Raw genomic sequence first — 20,428 nt, forward strand, 5'->3', positions numbered from 1 at the left:
CTTGCCGGATATCAAAACCTTTAAGTATATATCTTTTTATATTTTGCAGGCGTAGTACCTTTGAGGTTTTTAAAGGCCGAATAAAATGTAGATTTTGAAGAAAACCCGCATTCGTATCCTATCGCCTCTACGGTAAGGTGATGGTCGGTGGCCAGCATTTTTTCGGCTTCCTTCACCCTGTATTCATTGATAAATGCCGAAAAACCCCTGCCCAGGTTATCGTTCAGGCATTGCGATAAATGATGTGAAGGCATGTCCAGTTGGTCGGCGACATCAGCCAGTTTCAGGTTTGGATTTTTATAGGATTCCTTTTGTTCAAAAAGTATATTTAACCTGGAGAGGATTTCAGTAGCTTCACCCGTTTCGATTTTCTTATTGGCATATTTCGTCTGTTCGGCAAAGAAAAAGGGAGTTGTTTTTCTTCTTTTAAAAAACCAGAGGAGCAGTATCAGGTAAAAGACAAAAGAAAAGGACAAAGCCCCTACGATATACGAGGTGTATTCCGTTGTTCTGTAAGCGGCCCAGATAATGGCTACTCCGGCTACCAGGCTGATAAGCCAGATTTCTTCATCGGTCATTTTTTTTCCTTTTTTGACCAGGGTGGCAAAAGCACTTTTTATAACGATTCCCGAAAGGATCACATAAACAATCCACTGCGTATATAAAAAGTTGAAACCGAAAAAATTCCAGAACCCCCTATGCTGTCGGTAAGGATAGAGGTATTCAATAATCACCATAACCAGCACTGTGGGTACAATATGATAGAGCCAATACCTGTTGCGGTAATTTTTACGGGTAGTGGTGTTTTTTACATACAGATACAAAAATGGCCCGATGAGTGCACAGGCAGATAATCCGATATGTATAAACAGCTCGGAAATGAACGGATAAAAAAATAGAAAAACGGATTTTATGATCCTTATACTAAGTACCAGCATCAATGCCGAAAGAAAATAATTGGCCCTGTTTCTGTGCTTTACAAAAAAGGCAAAATAAATGCTAAGAAAGAGACCGTTAAAAGCACCTATGGCACTAAAGAAAAACAGGAGTTGATGTTCCGGATCCATAAAATATTTTAAACACAAAGATTTTAGTACATGACAAAAATTCAAAAATCCATTGTTTTTTGACTTAAGACTTCAAGACATAAGATATAAGACATTAGATTTTAGATTTACAGTTAGTAGTGATGCGTTAATTTTTGGTCAATCCTTGTAAAGTACTAATACAACTGGCTTTAAGCATATTATTTGTTTTTTTTGATTTGATTTTGCCCCTGTGAGCTTTGTGTAAACCTTTGTGGTCTCCGTGGTTAAATATCAACCACAGAGGACGCCAAGTAGGCACAAAGAGCACAGAGTAGACTTAACGCATCAGTAATAATTTACGATTATGGTTCATTTTATTTGAATGCCTTATGGAGCCTGTCCTAAGTCTTACGTCCTATAATCTTACGTCCAAGATCTCATATCTGAAATCTTCCTTCATGCCGATATTTTTTTTGTCAAGTACAGAACACAAAGATATTCATTGAGCAAAAACAGGAGGGATCCGGAAGGGCAATTTCCCGGTTTTTTTATTCGAATTTATAAATCCGTACATCTCCATTATAACTTAATACCCTTTTTTTACCCGATTTAAGGATGTTTACCCAAAATTTAAACATCGGTCAAAATGAAACACTTAGTTTTTTGGGTATTTACAATAGTCTTTTTCTCTTCTTTTACGGGTATTTCCCAAACCAATAAAAGGGATAGTATTGAAGCGGTAAAACAACAGCTGCTCATAAAGATCTACGGGAACAGGAACGAACAGCAGATCGTCGATCACGATAAAAGTTTTGTAAGTGACAGCAGGCTCTATTACGAAGGCCTGGGAGGTTCCCCGGCTCGTAATACTTATACGGACCGGGACCTTATAGAAAAAACACTTCAAAATTATATAACAGGTAGTTCATACAACAAGCTAGATAAGCTGGAAAGTGCATTTGCCGGGAATGCAACCTTATATTTAACTATCAATAATGAATTTAAAATAATCACCCCTAAAGAGTATCTAACATACTTTAAAGGGAAACCGGGCACATTCAATGGCAGAATAGGCGAGATTTTAACCATTGATATTTCGGATGATATTGCTACGGCTAAAGCCGAAATTATAATCCCCGCAAGAAAAACACGGTTTACAGACCTCTTTTTGCTGAAGAAAACCGGAGAAGGATGGCAGATTGTCAGCAAATCTGCGAGCTATGAGAAAAGCAATCGATCCGGGAACCGTATTCTTTTTATTGTATCTAATGCATATTATCATGGCAGTTCTGACATACCGACAGGAAACAGTTTTTCAGAAATCGTAAACGCCTATGATACCTTTAAAGAGGCCGGGTTCACCGTAGATTTTGTAAGTCCGGATGGTGGGAGTATACCACTAGCCTATATTAATACATCCGATTCTCTGCACAGGAAATATTTGTATAATCCGGATTTTATGTATGCCCTTAAACACACGCATAAACCTGGAGAAATAAAACCGGAACAGTATAAAGCTGTTCATTATATCGGGGGAGGAAGCGCTATGTATGGAGTACCTGAAAATAGCCATATCCAAAAAATATCCATGGAAATTTTTGAAGCCTATAACGGTATAATCTCTTCAGTATGTCACGGAACTGCGGGAATTGTTAACCTGAAAACAAAAGAAGGAAAGTATCTCGTACATGGAAAAGTGATTAGCGGATATCCTGATGCGTACGAAAAACAGGATGCGGATTATTTCAAACAATTTCCTTTTCATATTCAAAAAACCATTGAGAATAGAGGCGGAACATTTAGGTTTTCCCCAAGAAATTCTCCACATGTTGAAGTACAGGAAAACCTGGTAACCGGTCAAAACTATTTATCATCTAAAGATGTAGCCATAGAGGTAATTGAGAAAATAAAAACGAAAACAGACAGGGAAACCAACCGAAGTTAGAAAATATAAAAATCAACAGGAACGGATGAAAAAAGTGGTGCTATTATGCTGTTTTTTGGGCATGGCAGGTATCAAAGCACAAACAATAGTGTTTAGAGATGCTGAAATAACTATTGACGGAAATCCTAAAGAACCTGTCTGGCAACAATTACCGGAATATACCGGGTTTTACAACCATCTCCCTACCGATGAAGGCCTGGCCGAAAACCAGACTTCGGTAAAGCTGTTTCACAATGGGGAGTATTTGTATATCAGCGCAATTTATAAAGACAGCACTTCAAAAGTGCAGATAAGCTCTTTAAAAAGGGACGATCTGACCAACACAGTATCTTCCAGTGATACATTTGTGCTTATTCTCGATACGCAATACCAACAACAAAGCGCCTGCTATTTTGCAGTTAATGCAGGCGGTGCACAGGTGGACGGACTGATAGAGCGTGTGGGCGACGGCGACAGCTATGGTATAAATACCAGTTGGAATGTAGTCTGGAAAACCAACACTTCCACAGCAGGAGATTTAAAAAGATATGAAATAGAAATTCCGCTGAAAGCACTGAATTACAATAAAAACAACCCTGTTTTCGGGGTACAGTTTTATGTACGAGATATAAAGAACAATTCGTGGACCATTTTTAAAAATGTAAAACGGAATTACAGGCTTTTCGACCTTCGGTTTACCGAAGCATTTGACGTGGAAAATTTGCCCGATATCTCTGCCTCCCGCTTTGCAGTAACGCCGTCGGTTACCGTAAACCATCAAAATGATGTGATAAATGATACCGAAACAACCACGATAAAACCAAGTCTGGATGTCCAGTACAATCTGAATTCCTCATTAAAACTGGATGCCACCATAAACCCGGACTTCTCCCAGATCGATGTGGATCAGCAGGTAACCAATTTAACACGCTTTGCCGTCTTTTTTCCGGAAAGGCGCAATTTCTTTTTAGAGAACTCGGACCTGTTTTCTAATTTGGGGGCCGATGGGGTCAACCCGTTTTATTCGAGGCGGATAGGTGCCGGTACCGACATCCAGTTCGGCCTGAAGTTATCCGGGAACATTTCACCGAAAACACGGTTGGGGGTTTTAAATGTACAAACGGAAAAGGAGGGAAGTGCAGCGTCTCAGAATTACGGGGTTTTGGTTACAGAACACCAACTGTCCAAAAACTTCACCACTACCGGTTTTTTAATCAACAGACAGCAAACCGATAAATTCAATTTTATAAATGAGTACAATCGTGTAACAGGAGTTAACCTTAACTATAAGTCGGACAATAACAGGTGGACAGGGTTGGCCAATTACGGCAGGAGCTTTAATCACGGGGTCTCCGGGGATAACAGTTTTTACAATGCAGGTATATGGTATAATAAAAGAGGCTTTCTGTGGAATGCTTCCGTAAAAAATATAGGCCGGAATTATATGGCCGATGTTGGGTTTATCCCTCGCCTGAACCATTATGATGCCTTAAACGATACAGTGGTCCGGGAAGGGTATACACAATCTTCAACGGGCCTGCAACTCACCAAATATCCTGAAAATTCAAAGGCTGTTAATTCCTATCGCTATGTCAATTTTTCCAACGATACCTATTGGGATGATCATGGGGAGGTCACAGAATCTGCCACATTTTACAATGCTGCGGTTTTCTTTAAGGACCTGTCTGCTGTTTATTTCAATGCCTACCACAATTATGTAAACCTGAAATACGCATTTGATCCTTTGGGCAATGGCCATGTGCTTATGCCGGATACTTACCGGTTTGTCCGGGCGAGAATAGGATATAATTCCGTAAGTAATAAAAAACTCGTGTACCAGGGATATATACATCACGGAGAATATTACAGCGGAAAAAATTCGGCCGCATTTGCCGGCCTGACCTATCGGCTATTGCCCCTCGCCAATTTAGGGATTTCATATGAGGTCAATGCGCTGGATCTGAATGAACTGGGTAATAAAACTTTTCACCTGGCTCAATTTACGGGAGAAGTGTTTTTCAGTAACCGTCTGAACTGGACCACTTATGTACAATACAATACCCAGGAGAACAACTTTAATATAAACAGCAGGCTGCAATGGGAATATAAACCGCTTTCGTACATCTACCTGGTGGTAACCGATAATTATAGCGATACCATTTCCAGGACCGATTGGGGAGTGGCTTTTAAGATGAATTACAGGTTTGATTTATAGAAGCTACCCGGGCTTTATCATGCAATACCTTAGCTATTTTTCAATATATGGGTTATGACCCGCCCATGCCTCCTTGTTTTTTGATAAATCATATCGCAAATTATAATTTTGTCAAATCATTTTTTTAATTTCCATCTTTATATCGGCAATATGAAATCCGGTAATATTATGGAAGAACAATTAAGAAAATATTTTGGCCGTTATGTGGCTTTGGACGATGCAGAGTTCAATATGCTTCTCACTAAGCTGGAATACAAAAAATACGGGCGAAAAGGCCATTTACTGGAACAGGGGGAGGTTTGCCGGTTTAATTATTTTATTCTTAAAGGCCTGGTCAGGACGTATTATTTTGACAAGGAAGGGAAAGACAGGATCACCCGCTTTGCCATAGAGAACTGGTGGGTGACTCAAATGGAGAGCTTCGTCAGCGAAAGCCCGAGCAAATTGTTTATGCAGGCCATAGAAGAGACTGAGGTTTTAAGGATAAGCAGGAAAAACTTAGAAGCCTTGTATGTTTCCGTCCCCAAACTGGAAAGGGCTTTCAGGATCATTACCCAAAATATGCTCATCGCTATCCAGCGAAGAAATGACTTTTACTCGCAATTGAACAGTAAAGACCGGTATTTTAACTTCGTTCAAAGCCTTCCTGATTTTGCGCAACGGATCCCTCAATATATGATAGCGTCTTACCTGGATATCTCTCCGGAATACCTCAGCACGATCCGGAAATTTTAAACAGGGAAGGCTATTTATTAATATATCTTAAGCAATGGTCCGCAGGCTATTGCTAGCTTTGTTGTATAACATAAGAACATATACAAAAGATGCAAAGTACAAAGAACAGGATTGGCGCCTCCTTATCCCGAAATAACATTCGGCTTTACTTTAAAACACACCTTAATAGTAACACATCTCCTTTTAAAAAGTAAGCATGAAATTTACTGAAGAAAAAATAATAGAATGGTTTTTACGTATTGCTATCAGTGCAGGGTTTTTATCGGCTGTTGCCGACCGGTTTGGCCTATGGGACGAAGCGCATACGGTCTGGGGAAACTGGGATAATTTCATAGCCTACACACAAACTTTAAACCCCTGGTTTCCCACTCCCATGATCTCTTTTACAGGAGGCCTGGCCACCGCATTGGAAATTGTTTTTGGTATAGCTTTGCTCACTCCTTTTAAAACCTCGCTTATTGCCAAAGGCGCCGGAGGCTTACTGCTTTTATTTGCACTGTCCATGACATTTTCCGATAGTATAAAGGCTCCCCTGGATTATTCCGTGTTTTGCGCTTCGGCGGCTGCCTTTGCTTTAAGTCTGCTCACAAAAAAAAGGTGACCTAAGTACATAACAAAAAATAATATCCATATCATTTTCAGTCTTTTGAGTAAATGTTGCGCCTGGATTTTTCCCGCAGATGGCACAGATTTTCGCAGAAGGCTATAAAAATCTGCGCCTGTTTTTTAAGTCAGATCATAGATTTGTTTCATAATTCACATAAGAATGTCCAATTTCCCTGATCCCGATCATTATTGATGTGTATAACCATTAAATATTTAAACCAATATGACAACCATGACTCTTTATCACATGGCCCTGGTAATACATATTACCGGTCTGACAACGATGGCAGGAATTACCCTGGGAAACTATGTAATGACCCGACAATTCTGGAAACAATATGCCATTGATAAACACAGGGGAATTGCCATTCACCAGACTATTTCCCGGTTGGAGATACTGATCCGTATCGGTATAGGTCTCCTTATCCTGTCAGGGATCTCCATGATGGCCCTCACCCAGGGTGTGTTTGGCGAACATACCTGGTTCCGGACAAAGATGGGATTACTCCTTATTATTATTTTCAACGACCTTATTGTTGGAAGAAGGCAACGCTCCAGGCTCAAAAAACTTTTGAGTGAGGGGGCATCCGATCAAAATGAACAGCAAAAACTATTAAAGATCAAAGCCAATATCAACATATTATACATGGCCCAGATCACCTTGTTTTTAATCATATTTGTGTTAAGTGTTTTTAAATTTAATTAAAGAACCTGTTTAAACTTCCTTAATCGATTTCAAAATGATCTTTTTACTTCATATAATACTCTATTTTTTTCTAATCAATCTAACAGGCGGAAATTGAAAATGGAACTCAAAGCTATCGGAACCATACACTCGGAGCTCCAAAAGCCCGGGGAATGCCCTTTACAGGAAAATGAACATGCCCCTGAAGCGGTCATTGAAATTTTTGATGAATTTACCGTAGGACTAAAAGATATAAAACCAGGTGATCATATTGTCCTGCTCACCTGGTTACACCGGGCAGACAGGACCGTTCTGGCCACCAGGCCCCGCAATGATCCGAAGGTGGCCATAACAGGTGTTTTTTCAACCCGGTCACCGGACAGGCCCAATCCTATTGGGATCCATTATGTGCATGTAACCTCAATAGAACAAGGTGATAAAATAACAGTTTCCGGACTGGAGGCTATAGATCAGACACCGGTGATAGACCTAAAACCCGATCTGAAAAAAGAACACTACGGTATTAAATAAAAACCACCTCTTGTTACAGTTGTTTAACCTCAAAATAGTAAATATGAAAAATAAAAATGCATTTCTGAAATTTTATGCGGTCACCCTTACCGCCTTTTTGTTGTATATCGGTATTACAGGGTTTCGACCTGATTCTTCCCCGAAAAAATTTGAAGAGATCACTGTGGAACGAATTAATGTTGTTGAACCCGACGGCAAACTTAAAATGGTGATCAGCAACTCTGACAGACAACATCCCGGGATGCTCGACGGTAAAATGATCGGGGACAGGAAAAGGCCTCCCGGAATTATATTTTTTAATGAAGAACAGGATGAAGTGGGCGGACTGGGCTACGGCGGAAATAAAAAGGAAGGTGCAAGCATGGTTTTTTCTGTCGATCAGTATAAGAACGATCAGATCATGCAAATGCAATATTCCAGGAACAAAGACGGAAAGCAGCGTTATGGATTGAAACTCTGGGACCGGTCAGAAAAAGTAACCCTCTCGGAATTAATACATGTTTGGGATTCACTGAAGGCCAAAGGTTTTTCCGATGATAAAGTGATGAAAGTGCTGGAAGCACAAAACGATGGAAAACCCGTTAGAGCGACACGCATGTTCACAGGTAAAAACTTTGACGATCAGGTGGGCATGTTCCTCAAGGATGAATTTGGCAATGACCGGATCAAAATATATGTCGATGAAAATAATGAACCGAAAATTGAAATCCTGAACAGTGAAGGTAAAGTATCAAAAGTGGTTGCCAACTAAATCTCGAAGATACGGTTCGCATTTAAAAGCGATGTAAATAAAGATCAGGCAGGGTCTAAGCCTGCCTGGTTCTATATGACAAATAGTTTGTCCCTTCTTATCAAAGATTAAATCATACATTTGGCAAAATTTATCCAGAAAATCAAGATATGTGCCGGTATGGCATGACCACATACAAACCTCATTATGCCTGTCATTCCCAATTTATGCAGTTGTTAAAACATTACTTCTTGCAATCTCCGGCTTTTAACTCATCTAATGTCGGATTGTATAAATTACCTCTCGCCGTAAAGTATTCAGCCCCGGATTGAACGAAGGGCACAATAGCACAATAGTCCGACAATCCGGCATTATCCTTAATTTGTAAAGAAGTGCCGATTTTGGTAAGATTATTTAATCCGTCTAAGTTTGTGACCTGGGTCCTGACTATCGATAACGATTGCGTAATTTCCCTGAGGCTGGACAATCCTGATAAATCGTTGATCTTTGATATCGAATCATCAATCCCTATAAGAATAATGACCCGGCCTTCAACTTTTTCATAATTCCTTTCGGCAAAAGTATCGAGTGCGGATTGACTTCCGATCCTCATTTCACCGTGATATGTGTTTGACGGTACTTCCTTTTGACAAACACCGTCGATAATTTCAGTAAGAGTGGGGTTATACCTGTTATACCTCATGACATAAAAAGTTCCGTGCAGCCCCCCGGAAGACAGTAAGGGCCTGAGTCCGCAAAAGCTGTATAACTGATCATTATATGAAATGGAAATATTCCCGTTTACTACAGACAGATTAGCCAGGGCATCCAGGTGGGTTATTTTAATGTTCTCTCTGATGGTCAGCCCGTAGTTAATACTTTTTAAATTGGCCAGCCCGTCCAGGTTTTCCAGGTTTTTATTACGGGCCAACTGCAAAAAATCTATAGAAGTAACACCGGAAAGGCCGTTAATATCGATCAGGCTGGAATTTTCAGCGATATTGACAATAGCTATTTCCTCATTGTTCTTTGGAAAATGATCCAAATTGACCAATAATTCGTTTTGCCAGATCGTTATGCCCGTTTTCAGTTCCATGTTTTCAATACCTTCGAGCGAGGTAATTTTTGTATTGAAAATTTTCAGCCTGTCCACCGTGGTAATATTTTGCAATGGTTTGAGGTCAAACAGGTCGTTCGGGTCAAAACCCGGATTACACGACCCCAGGCACAGGTCTCCGGTGACCCCGGTATATCCCGAAGTGACAAAATCTTCAAGCTCTTCCTGGGTTTTCAAAAGAATATCTCCGTCATATACCGGGCTTATCCCGGTTCCGGTGACCGGGATGGAATATGAAGCATTGCTTGCATTGCTCGAAAATGTGATTTTTCCCGAATACTGTATTTCCTCGGTGGGCAAAAAGGTTATTTTTAAGGTTTTGGATGCTCCCTTTTTGATAGTGCCGGAAGTCCAGTCGCCAGAATAACCATTGGGCAATGTTATATCCGAAACAGACAAGTCCGTATCACTATCGTTATAAACAATAACTTCTTTGACCTTATCGATACGGGTCACAACTTTTCCAAAATCAAATTGAGAATCGTCGGCAGTTTCCACCCTTATCTCAGCCGATGATGCCGTAGGAGGGGCTTCCGGCTCATCGGAATCGGAGTTGGAACAACTAAAAATCCCAAAGGCTACAAAGGTGATCATCAAAAATCTAACTAAAGCATTTGTTTTCAAGTAATTATTGGCCATATTAAGGTTGTTTTTAAAAATTAGTATTCCCGTAGAGATTTCATCAGGAGGATGGGGGAAATTCCCGGTATAAAATCCTAAAATTACGAATTTAAATAAAATGGCTTCCTGTCCTTCCTTAACTTTTAGAAAACAACTGTAACATTTTACATTGTATGTCATCTTTACGATAAAAACGTAACCGATGAAAACCATTATTTTATGGATGACTTTGCGTCTTGATCATAGAGTTGGATTATACCGACCGGAAAACCATAGAAACCTTTGTAGAGGGTACAGGTTATTTTCCCAAAAGGCTGAATTTCTATAAAGAATAATATGAAAACAGCAGGCCAACAGTAGAGATACAGGACAGAAAATGCGATACCGTTAAAACCTTACACCCTCAAATTCAGAACAGGGAAATAGAAACAGTTGCGTTACCGTCCGCGATCATCAAATGTCAGCCGCGATAAGGATATTAGTTTCAATGAAAAAATATTGTTTTTTAGTTGTTATTGTTTCAACCCTATGCTTTGGGCAAGACCCGGTCGGGGACCTGATTGATGCAGAATATAAAAACGGGCATTTTAACGGGACTGCGCTAGTGGTCAAGGATAAAAAAGTGATCAGTAATATAAACAGGGGATTTGCAAACTTTCAATTTAAAGTCCGTATCGATTCCTGCACAAGATTTCCAATAGCATCTATAACCAAATTATTTACAACCGTTGCCATTTTACAACTTCAGGAAAGATCAGTGATCGATTTGAATGACAAAATTTCAAAATATATCGAAGGCCTACCGGCAAATTGTCAAAATATACATATTTCCGATCTTTTGATTCATCATTCGGGCCTGTCTAATGAACCTGTTCGGGCATATCTTTCCAAATATAAAATAGATCGCTATATCAAAGAATTTGTGTTCAGAAAAGATACGGCCGGCCCTGCAAAGTTCAACTACAACAATGTAGATTTTGTTTTGCTGTCCGGAATTATAGAAAAAGCGACCCAGAAAACCTTTTCCGAAGTCATCGAATCCCAGATATTGATCCCTTTGAAGTTGGACAATACAGGGTTTGTAAATGAGAGCGATATTATTTTAAACCTGGCATACGGATATCATAATTATTCTTTTGGAAAGGGAGGGGCAAATGATCCTCTTTATAACGACAGGAGATTCCTGTCAAATTATTTTGGTGCAGGACAGATGTATTCTACGACCGAAGATTTGTACAGGTTTATAATGGCATTAGGGAATGATAAATTAATTTCTGAACAAACCCGCCGGGCTTATTTGATAAAACCTCAGAAAGAAAACCGGATCGATGGGTTACAGGGCATGCCCACATACGGGTTTTATTTTGACGACAAAACATATGGCCATCCCGTTTTACGACGCGGAGGAAGTATTGACGGCTTTAACACGGAAATTATCACGGATATGAATTTCAACAAGATCGTGATCATTCTGTGTAATACCGATACGGGCGATCTGAAAGAAATAAGTAATAAGATATTCAGCCTTGTAAATTAGGAGACTGTAAGTGCATCACAAGAATAATACCCATACGATCCCCCGGTCTTTTGAATTGGTATTTCGCCTTTCTGCGGTATCTGCGGGCGGTTTTATGTGTAATTTATGAGGTATCAGTAAAATATGAATTTTTATGGCGTGGTAAAAAATAACGGTTTGCTGTAACTTTTTAATAAATTCATAGTCCTATTTATATACGAAAACCAATACCGGGATAGGGTAGGAGAATAACGGATGTAAACAGGTTGTGTTTAATTCCGGTAAAAATACAGTTCACAAATTAAAACTGCAGGCATGAGTATTAGATTTTTTTTAGCTGTACTAATAATGGGTACTACGGTATGTTGCAAACAAGCAGAACCGGGTGACAGTCACAAACTCATTGAGAAACATACCGATCGGATTTTCGACAGTTTAGTCGAGATCAGAAGGGACCTGCATAGGCACCCGGAAGTTTCAGAACAAGAACAGAGAACTTCCAAAATTATAGCGGAGTATTTATCGGGTTTAGGCCTGGAAGTTAAAACAGGTGTCGGAGGATATGGCGTGATAGGCATTTTAAACGGGGACAAAAAAGGTAGAAAAATAGCCTGGCGTGCAGATATTGATGCCCTTAAAAGCGACGCACCTGATAAAGTTACGTTCAGGTCGGAAAATGAAGGGGTAAGACATATTTGCGGGCACGATATCCATACCGCCATAGGATTAGGGATTGCAAACGTTCTTGTAAATCAAAAACCAAATATAGAAGGAACGGTCTATTTCATTTTTCAACCGGCTGAAGAAAATTTTAAAGGGGCCAAACGAATGATTGATGACGGTTTACTCGAATTCGCCAGGCCCGATGAGATCTATGGCGCTCATATCGTCCCTATGCCATCAGGGTATATTTCGGCAAAACCAAATGAAATGTATTCATATACAAGGCGGATTAAGGTCAGGTTTAAAAAAGGGCAGGGCCTGGAGAAGTTAAAGCCGATAACCGATTCAATATATAAAGATCTGTTTCGTGTAATAGCTGACAGCCAGCCCTGGGCATTGGAGCATGTATTTGCCCCTGAAACCGGGCTTGAGAATCCTCAAACCATTTATCGGGATTATTTGATCTTTCAGGGGGAATTTGCAGGTACGGAAAATGATAATGATATAGCGTTCGAAGTTACTTTTAACGAAACCAACCGGGCCAGGCTCGAACAAATTCCCTTGAGCATAGAACAACGGATCCGAAAATCGAACTATAAAGACGAGTTTTTGTCCGTTGAATATGTTAGTGAGGTCCCAACGGTCATTAATGATCCGTTGCTCACCGAAGAAGCGTTAAACACCATACGTAAAATTTACGGAAATGAATTCGTAAGGCCCATTTACGGACAAGTACCATTTTTTAATGACGATTTTGCCTATTTTCAACAACAGACCCCCGGGGTATATTTCTTTTTGGGGGGGTCTAACCCGGAGAAAAACTTCATTGCCATGCCACATTCGCCCGGTTTTGCGGTTGATGAAGAAAGTATAAGGTTTGGTGTACACTATTTTTCATCATTGCTCCTGGAAAGGGCAAACAGTAAATAGCCGCCTAAATATAACTGGCTATAATTCAATCTTGAAGCTAAGCGATACGGAAAACACCCGTTAGAAAAACCGCAGAAAAATTTGCGTAGTTAAATAACTACATATATATTCGTAGCCAAATAACTTCATAATGAATTTAAGGCGAGATGTATTTCAGGCCATAGCAGACCCGACAAGAAGGGCCATACTGCTGTTGGTAGCTTCCCAATCCATGACGGCAGGAGCAATAGCTTCAAACTTTGACACCGCAAGACCGACAGTTTCAAAACACCTGCAAATACTCACCGAGTGTGAGTTGCTCAAACCGGAACAAAACGGGAGGGAAATACACTATCACCTGAATCCTCAAAAATTAAAGGAAATAGCAGATTTTATTGAGCCCTTCCGCACGTTGTGGGACGACAGGTTTAATAAGCTGGAGAGCATCATGAAAAAATACCAATCAAAACAATAGAATAATATGAAGCGCAAAACAAAGATCGACGCCGAAGAAGGTCAACAGGCATTACTGGTAACAAGAGAGTTTGACCTTCCCCTGGAATTACTTTTTAAAGCCTATGTAGAGCCCGACATCGTTGAGCAATGGATGGGTACAAAGGTGCTGAAACTCGAAAATAAAAATCACGGCGGCTACCGGTTCGTAACCACTGATCCCCAGGGAAACAAACACGGATTCAACGGGGTGATCCACGAATTTATCCCGGACCGGAAGATCACACGGACCTTTGAAATGGAGAATACGCCTTTTTCCGTTCAGCTTGAGTTCCTGGAATTTGAAAAACTTACAGACACTACCAGCAGGCTCCGTATGCATATCGTATTCAGATCGGTGGCAGACAGGGATCAAATACTGCAATTACCCTTTGCCCAGGGAGTCAATATGGCACATAACCGGTTGCAGGATGTCGTACATCAATTGATGGACCATCAGTAGATCAATATATATACAACCTTAAAGTAAAAAGATCATGACCGAATTTATTTTAATTTTCAGAAGAGACATTGAGGAGTTTACACAGGACTACAAAGAATCCCTGGCCACAGCCGTTCCCGGGATTGGGAAAAAATGGTTTTCATGGATGGGTAAACTCCATGAAGAGGGGAGAATGGTCGGTACTTATCAAAGGATCAGCAAAGCAGGCAGGACAGTGATGCCGGATTCAACCGTGCAAGAGAAGCCATATACGGAAATAAAAGATGCGTTCTCCGGTTTTTTAATCATCAGGGCACATGATTTTGATGAAGCCTTATCTATCGCCAAAGACTGCCCCAACCTGTTACAAAACGGGAGCGTAGAGGTCAGAAAATTCATAGACCACAATGACCAGGTGAGCTAACCTGAACAGAATAATGCAATCATAACAAATTTAAATCACACTTTATGACTAAGCGAAATAAGATCATTTATTGGATTGCCACGGTCTGGCTTTCCCTGGGCATGCTTTCAACAGGAATAGTACAATTGATAAGAATGCAGGAGGAGGTAGACATGATAGCACATCTGGGTTACCCGGCCTATATTCTGACGATATTGGGTATCTGGAAAATTTTAGGGGTTATTGCCGTACTTATCCCGAAATTCCCTATATTGAAGGAATGGGCGTATGCAGGTTTTTTCTTTGTTATGTCGGGCGCTGTTTTTTCGCATGCCGCCAATGGAAGTGATGCCAAAGAGTTTTTCGGCCCCGTCTTATTAATTGTACTCACTGCGGTATCGTGGTATTTAAGGCCTGCCGGCAGAACATTGAACTATCAAAAATAATTGTATCTTTAATACTGATGCGTTAAAATTTTAGTTGTTGGAATGATCTTGGTTTTAACAGATTTTAAAAGTTCCTCTCTTCAGATGAAGAGAGGTGGGCCACCTTCGGTGGGGCGGAGAGTTTGACCAAGCCGAAGCCTCGGGATTCAATCCTAAACTTTTATGTTTCACCAATGCCCCGGGCTTTCTAACCCTCCGTCCAAACTAAAGTTTGACCACCTCCCTTTGTCAAAAGGGAGGAACCTCGTTAGGCTTTATAAAATCAAATGTAAAAATTCAAAATAGTGTTCAATCAACTCATAATAAGCATTTTGTATTTAATTTTTAAAAATTAACGCATCATCAATATTGTATCTTTAATTAAAGAAAAACATGAAGAAACCAGAAAACGTCGATTTGTATATAGCCGGTTCCGCCATGGAAGCCCGCCCTATTATGGAAGAACTCCGGGAAATAATACGGTCCACCGTTCCGGAAGCAGAAGAAGGAATAAGCTGGGGCGTTCCGTATTACAAATACTATGGTGAACTCGGCGGATTTGATGCAGCAAAGAACCATGTCAGCTTTGGGTTTGATGCGGGGACACTTGAGGACAAAGACCGGGAGATGCTCGAAAAAAAGGGGTATAAACTCGGAAAAATGACGCTGCAAATCCGGTTCGACCAAAAAGTGCCGGCTGCGGCAATAAAGAAAATCCTAAAAACAAAAGCAGGGATCAATGAAGCTAAAAAAGCAATGAAATAAATATATTTTTTGTCATGTACTTAGAAATATAATATAAATAGCAGTATGAATCCTAAAGCAGACCCCTTTTTTAACAAAGCCCAGAAATGGCAGGAAGCATTTGAACAATTGAGAAAGATCGTTCTCGATTGCGGGCTGACCGAAGAAATGAAATGGATGCATCCTTGTTACACATTTCAGAAAAGCAATATCGTTCTGATACATGGATTTAAAGACTACTGTGCACTTTTATTTTTCAAGGGGGCGTTGTTAAAGGACAGCAATGGTATTCTTATCCAGCAAACGGAGAATGTCCAGGTAGGGCGCCAGATCCGTTTTACCGATATCCAGGAGATCGTTGAGATGGAAGCCACGCTGAAGGCCTATATTTACGAAGCTATCGAAGTGGAAAAATCCGGTTTAAAAATGGATTATAAAAAGACTTCGGAATTCACCGTCCCCGAAGAATTTCAAAAGAAACTCGATGAAACCCCCGAGCTGAAAACCGCTTTTGAAGCCCTTACCCCGGGACGGCAAAGAGGGTATCTTCTTTATTTTTCGTCGGCCAAACAATCAAAAACCCGGGAATCCAGAGTGGAAAAATATATGAATAAAATTCTCGATGGAAAGGGGTTGAATGATTAATACGACTTTTTATAACTTACTCAGTTCCCTGAGTGCGGCCTCCAGTTGTGTATCAATACCTTTTCTGGTATCTGCAACGGTTGGAAGCACCAATTTATCCGGTAGCACCCCTTTTCCCACAAAATCCTCTCCATTTGCAAGCATATCCCGTTTGGTACAAATTCGTGCTTTTCCGTTTCCGGGTAAGCTGATAAACAAGGGTTGCCCCGAGCTGCCCCCGGTGGGCTCTCCGACGATCAATCCCCGATGTAGGGATTTAAAAGCCCCTGCAAAATCTTCCGCTGCCGAAAAAGTCCTGGCACTTGTCAATACAATGACAGGTTTGTTATAGAAAAACTTTCCATTTGGAGATAAGTAGCTTTTGCCGCCATGAACCTGCTGAATATGGTTCCACGCTCTGTAACTTGGTTTATATTCCCTGGTATACCAGGAATGGACCAGTTCGGGCTTTTCAATAAGGTAATCCAGGATTTTCCATCCTACAGAAGTGTTGCCGCCACCATTGTTCCGGACGTCGAAAATAATGGCTTTTGCTTTTGAAATCTGTTCATAGTGGGCCGTAAAGGCTTTTGCCGCAGAATCATTGCCAAAGCTATTCAGGGCTATATAAGCAATATTTTCCTTTAGCATTTTATGTTCAAAAGGGGGGACTGCCATTTTCCCGGAACGCTCCTCACCCTTTACCCGATAAATGGTATGATCTTCTGTATTTCCTTTTGCATCACGCAATCGTAGTTGAATGGGTTCATTGATCGATCCGGAAAATAATGCGTAATCATAAGCCCGGACCTCCAGATCCTGGGGTGTAGAAGAACATTGATAGGGAATCACATATTTTGCAGCATATTCTTTTACCGGCAATCCATTTATCTCAACAATTTCCTGACCTTCCCTGATCCCCTGTTTCTTCAGGGCAGGGTCGTAGATACCTGTCACTAAAACCTTGTTCTCTGTTAATCTGCTACGCAGTAAAGGCCTTGCATATACCTCATTAGTGAGCTCTTTCGGAACGATAACATTGGTGTGCCCGTCTCTTAACAGGGCCGCAAATTTCTCCATTGTTCTGTAATACTCCAGAGTAGACCTGGTTTGCCTGACCTTTGGCAGGTAAGCAAAGTAAAGAGAATCCAGGTCAACATCGGGGATCAGGTCAAAGTTGACAAAATTGTATTTGGCCTCCGACCAGAATTTTGACAATCCTGCTATTTTTTCATTTTCCGATATATTTTCCCGATAGGGAGTTTGTAGTATCCCGGATTCCCAAAAACTAGCCTGATTAAAGAAAGTCCCCTCCGCTTCCTTATATTTAGCTGCATTATCCTTTACTCCTTTATATATAACAGGCCAAAGCGAATCCTTATGCAGGGAGTTCAGGTCAGTATCTTTTTCTATGGTTTTTAAGTTGGAAAAGCCATCGTCAAACACCGCTTTTTTAAGATATGCAAAGGCCAGGGTTTGTTCTCCCTTCAATGCAAAGTAACATGCCGTGTTATAATTTGATATTTGTGCCTGACCATTTACAATTTTTTTTCGTAATTCCTCTGCTTGTTTAGGGGTGTTGTCGCTTTCCTGTGAGCAGCATATGGTTGCAGATTGTATTACAAATAAAACAAGAAAAAGAAGTTGTTTTTGGTTCATAATCGACTGTTTAATTTGTTCTACTTTTGTATTAAAGATAAAACAATTTGGGTTTTGTTACAGACCATGGTTTCCAAGATGTAGCAATGAGGATACCACGGAATCCGGATAGCATCTGATCGGATATAAGAAATATAAATGATCTCACCACCTTTTTAATCCACAATATATTCCCGGCCTTCGAGGTTTACCACGAATTCCCTGTTATCCCTTTCGGCCTTGAGTAAATGGGGCGTAACATGTAAAAGGGAGTGGTATGAAAAGGGGAGGAGTACCTCTCCGCGGGCAGACAACAAACCATATTTGCCTTCTTTTTTAGCTATAAAACACCCGTATTTCAGTGTAATATCTTCATATGGGCCTCCAAGGGGTTTTCCCTTTAAATTCATCAAGCGGTATTTATGGTCATTTTCTGTGGGAAGTGTTACCTCTATGACCTTATCGAAAGGCAATATTTTTGTATATTCCGGTGAAATGACAACCCCGGTTTTAATATTGATCAGCCCGTAGAGGTCGTTGTCTTTTACCGATACCCAGTCCTTAGAGTATTCTTCCGTCCGGTAATTATCTGCAATGTGAATATAATCATATTTTACGGGGATAAGTTGCTTGCCATGGCGGTTAAACATTCCCCATTTGTCGTCTTTTTTAGCGGTAAAATAAATTTCAGCCGTATCGTTTACGGTTTTAGTATTGAAGATGGTGTTGAATTCCAGGGGAAGGATCTCGTTGCCCAGGGAATCGATCACTCCCTGATATTTACCGTCCCAGACTTCGGCCAGGCCATCGGTGAAAGACAGGTGCCCCTTGTAAATAAAGGGGATTACAGTATTTCCTTTTGCATCTATAACGCCATATCCTTTTTTTTCTTTGTCGAGGGCAATATAGTGTTTGCCGTTTTCCATAGGGTGTATCTGCCTGTAAATAAAAGGAATGACTTCTTCGCCCCGGGTATTTATCACTCCGAGATATGGAAGTCTTTGATCCCCGGGGTTGGGGTTGGTAGCGATAATGCGGTCTTTGCCGTAAAAACGCATTTTTTGGTATTTGGGGGACAGGACTGTATTTCCTTCCGGGTCGGCCAGACCGTACAGGCCGTTTTCCCTGAAAACCCGCCAGTGGCCCAGCCCGGCTTCCCCGGGCGATACAGGGCTGCCGTCTTCCAGGCTAAAATAATCGTGTTCCCGCGTAACCGCTTTTTCGCAGGTAATAAACCCGTTGGTTACCGTTGGAAAGTAGCGGGAGTAAAACCGGGCAAGCTCTTTTCCTGTTCCGTCCAGCAGATAATTTTCCACCTTGTCATCCTCATTTTCATGGGCCATCATTTTTTCCAGTAGTTTTTTCAGTGCAAGAGAATCGGCTGCATTCAGGTTCCTTTCTCCCTTTTCATCCACCCGGGTCATCAAATCTTTGTCGGCCTGTGACAGCAGGTTGTCTTTAGAAGCGATAAACCGGTTGTTTTCAGGATAATAACTGACTTCCATATACTCAGCGGGAACTATGATATGTCCCTGCCAGTCGCTTATTCCCTTTTGATACCTGTTGTTGAGAGGGGTAATACGGAACAACTGGTTTTCCCGGTCGACCCAGTCGATACGATGCCCCTCCGGAACTTTATATTTACGGCCTTTGTCTATATAGACCCGGTTGTTTACCAAAAAACGTTCCCGGTCATAGCATATATAGTTGGGATAACCGCCATCGCCATTCCCGAATTCACCCGGAGCGATAATCCATTGCCCGTCAGTCATCCGGATGATGCCGCTACCTTTTCCGTTTTCGAGTTTAAGCAGGTCTTCCAGTTCCCTGTTGCCCGCCCTTACGGGAGTCCCCCTGGTATATTCAACAGGGCACAGTTCCTTTCCCGAGGTGTCGATAAGGCCGTTCAGGTACTTGTCATAATAATAACCGGAAGCGCCATTGGGGTCTATGTTACTTACCAGGGCGGTGTTTCCCTTAAAAAAACCAACCTTGTCGTAGCGTGCAGGTATGACCACCCGGCCGGATGCTGCATCGAGATAGCCCCATTTCCCCGTTTTGCTTTTATAGGGGACAAGGCTTTCGTTATAAAGCGAGTCTTTCGTCTGGCTATAAGCTATTCCATACGCCAGTATGAGCATTGCAAATAACAGCAGGACGGGCTTTTTGGAAGGGACATCGTTGAGCATAGCTTTATTTTCTGGCGAATTTAGATTACCCGGAGCAGTTGTACAACCCCTGAATACAGGGATTTCTTTCAGGCGGGCAGCGGCCAGATTATTTCGTACTAAAATCTGTATATTTGAATAGTTCTTTCTCCTTTGAGACTTTGTTTTACCACAGAGCCACGCGAAGCAGGCACAAAGTGACACAAAGAGTT

19 protein-coding genes are annotated in these 20,428 nt (G+C 41.1%); 15 read left to right on the top strand and 4 right to left on the bottom strand.

Translation table 11 applies throughout. From position 1 onward, the window contains the following. Positions 1-20 precede the first annotated feature (20 nt). Positions 21-1,067, bottom strand: coding sequence for an AraC family transcriptional regulator (locus KN811_RS03770; protein ID WP_187967199.1), 1,047 nt, complete (start codon positions 1,065-1,067; stop codon positions 21-23). Positions 1,068-1,674: 607 nt separating this feature from the next. On the opposite strand from KN811_RS03770, the gene KN811_RS03775 reads away from it, so the two are divergent. The 7 genes from KN811_RS03775 (at position 1,675) to KN811_RS03805 (ending at position 8,475) form a co-directional block, all read left to right on the top strand. Then, positions 1,675-2,973: a nuclear transport factor 2 family protein gene (locus KN811_RS03775; RefSeq protein ID WP_187967198.1), complete on the top strand. Its 1,299-nt coding sequence runs from the start codon at positions 1,675-1,677 to the stop codon at positions 2,971-2,973. 25 nt (positions 2,974-2,998) lie between these two features. Continuing rightward, a complete protein-coding gene (locus KN811_RS03780; protein ID WP_187967197.1) occupies positions 2,999-5,167 on the top strand; it encodes a DUF5916 domain-containing protein in 2,169 nt (722 codons plus the stop codon). 168 nt (positions 5,168-5,335) lie between these two features. Continuing rightward, on the top strand, positions 5,336-5,902 hold the full coding sequence (locus KN811_RS03785; protein ID WP_187967196.1) for a Crp/Fnr family transcriptional regulator: 567 nt from the start codon (positions 5,336-5,338) through the stop codon (positions 5,900-5,902). Positions 5,903-6,098: 196 nt separating this feature from the next. Next, entirely contained in the window at positions 6,099-6,503 is a 405-nt protein-coding gene (locus tag KN811_RS03790) for a DoxX family protein (RefSeq protein ID WP_187967195.1), read from the top strand. Positions 6,504-6,731: 228 nt separating this feature from the next. Continuing rightward, positions 6,732-7,214, top strand: coding sequence for a hypothetical protein (locus KN811_RS03795; protein WP_187967194.1), 483 nt, complete (start codon positions 6,732-6,734; stop codon positions 7,212-7,214). A 99-nt stretch (positions 7,215-7,313) separates the two neighbouring features. After that, positions 7,314-7,724 carry a tRNA (N6-threonylcarbamoyladenosine(37)-N6)-methyltransferase TrmO gene (tsaA, locus tag KN811_RS03800; protein ID WP_187967193.1) on the top strand — a complete coding sequence of 137 codons (411 nt, stop codon included), beginning with the start codon at positions 7,314-7,316 and terminating at the stop codon, positions 7,722-7,724. Between the two features lie 43 nt (positions 7,725-7,767). After that, positions 7,768-8,475, top strand: coding sequence for a hypothetical protein (locus KN811_RS03805; protein ID WP_187967192.1), 708 nt, complete (start codon positions 7,768-7,770; stop codon positions 8,473-8,475). A gap of 223 nt (positions 8,476-8,698) precedes the next feature. On the opposite strand, the gene KN811_RS03810 is transcribed toward KN811_RS03805, so the two are convergent. Continuing rightward, on the bottom strand, positions 8,699-10,210 hold the full coding sequence (locus tag KN811_RS03810) for an Ig-like domain-containing protein (RefSeq protein WP_187967191.1): 1,512 nt from the start codon (positions 10,208-10,210) through the stop codon (positions 8,699-8,701). A 469-nt stretch (positions 10,211-10,679) separates the two neighbouring features. Between KN811_RS03810 and KN811_RS03815 the strand changes: the two genes are divergently transcribed. The 8 genes from KN811_RS03815 to KN811_RS03850 all read left to right on the top strand — a co-directional run bounded on the left by KN811_RS03815 (position 10,680) and on the right by KN811_RS03850 (position 16,431). Continuing rightward, positions 10,680-11,729, top strand: coding sequence for a serine hydrolase domain-containing protein (locus KN811_RS03815; RefSeq protein WP_187967190.1), 1,050 nt, complete (start codon positions 10,680-10,682; stop codon positions 11,727-11,729). A gap of 294 nt (positions 11,730-12,023) precedes the next feature. Next, a complete protein-coding gene (locus KN811_RS03820) occupies positions 12,024-13,301 on the top strand; it encodes a M20 metallopeptidase family protein (protein WP_187967189.1) in 1,278 nt (425 codons plus the stop codon). A 130-nt stretch (positions 13,302-13,431) separates the two neighbouring features. Continuing rightward, positions 13,432-13,755, top strand: a complete 324-nt coding sequence (locus KN811_RS03825) for an ArsR/SmtB family transcription factor (protein WP_187967188.1) — start codon at positions 13,432-13,434, stop codon at positions 13,753-13,755. A 6-nt stretch (positions 13,756-13,761) separates the two neighbouring features. Continuing rightward, positions 13,762-14,235: an SRPBCC domain-containing protein gene (locus tag KN811_RS03830; protein ID WP_187967187.1), complete on the top strand. Its 474-nt coding sequence runs from the start codon at positions 13,762-13,764 to the stop codon at positions 14,233-14,235. A 34-nt stretch (positions 14,236-14,269) separates the two neighbouring features. Beyond that, a complete protein-coding gene (locus KN811_RS03835) occupies positions 14,270-14,638 on the top strand; it encodes a YciI family protein (protein ID WP_187967186.1) in 369 nt (122 codons plus the stop codon). Between the two features lie 44 nt (positions 14,639-14,682). Then, on the top strand, positions 14,683-15,063 hold the full coding sequence (locus KN811_RS03840; protein ID WP_187967185.1) for a DoxX family protein: 381 nt from the start codon (positions 14,683-14,685) through the stop codon (positions 15,061-15,063). Between the two features lie 372 nt (positions 15,064-15,435). Next, the gene (locus tag KN811_RS03845) at positions 15,436-15,807 is read left to right on the top strand and encodes an iron chaperone (protein ID WP_187967184.1); all 372 of its coding nucleotides are present in this window, start codon (positions 15,436-15,438) and stop codon (positions 15,805-15,807) included. Positions 15,808-15,852: 45 nt separating this feature from the next. Beyond that, positions 15,853-16,431 (top strand): YdeI/OmpD-associated family protein, encoded by a 579-nt coding sequence (locus KN811_RS03850; protein ID WP_187967183.1) that lies wholly within the window; start codon positions 15,853-15,855, stop codon positions 16,429-16,431. Positions 16,432-16,440: 9 nt separating this feature from the next. Here the strand turns inward: KN811_RS03850 and KN811_RS03855 are convergent, their stop codons facing one another. After that, entirely contained in the window at positions 16,441-18,069 is a 1,629-nt protein-coding gene (locus KN811_RS03855; RefSeq protein ID WP_187967182.1) for a S41 family peptidase, read from the bottom strand. Between the two features lie 155 nt (positions 18,070-18,224). After that, entirely contained in the window at positions 18,225-20,237 is a 2,013-nt protein-coding gene (locus KN811_RS03860) for a WG repeat-containing protein (RefSeq protein WP_187967181.1), read from the bottom strand. Positions 20,238-20,428 lie beyond the last annotated feature (191 nt).

The sequence above is a fragment of the Sinomicrobium weinanense genome (genome assembly GCF_018863395.1).
GTDB classification, from domain to species: domain Bacteria; phylum Bacteroidota; class Bacteroidia; order Flavobacteriales; family Flavobacteriaceae; genus Sinomicrobium; species Sinomicrobium weinanense.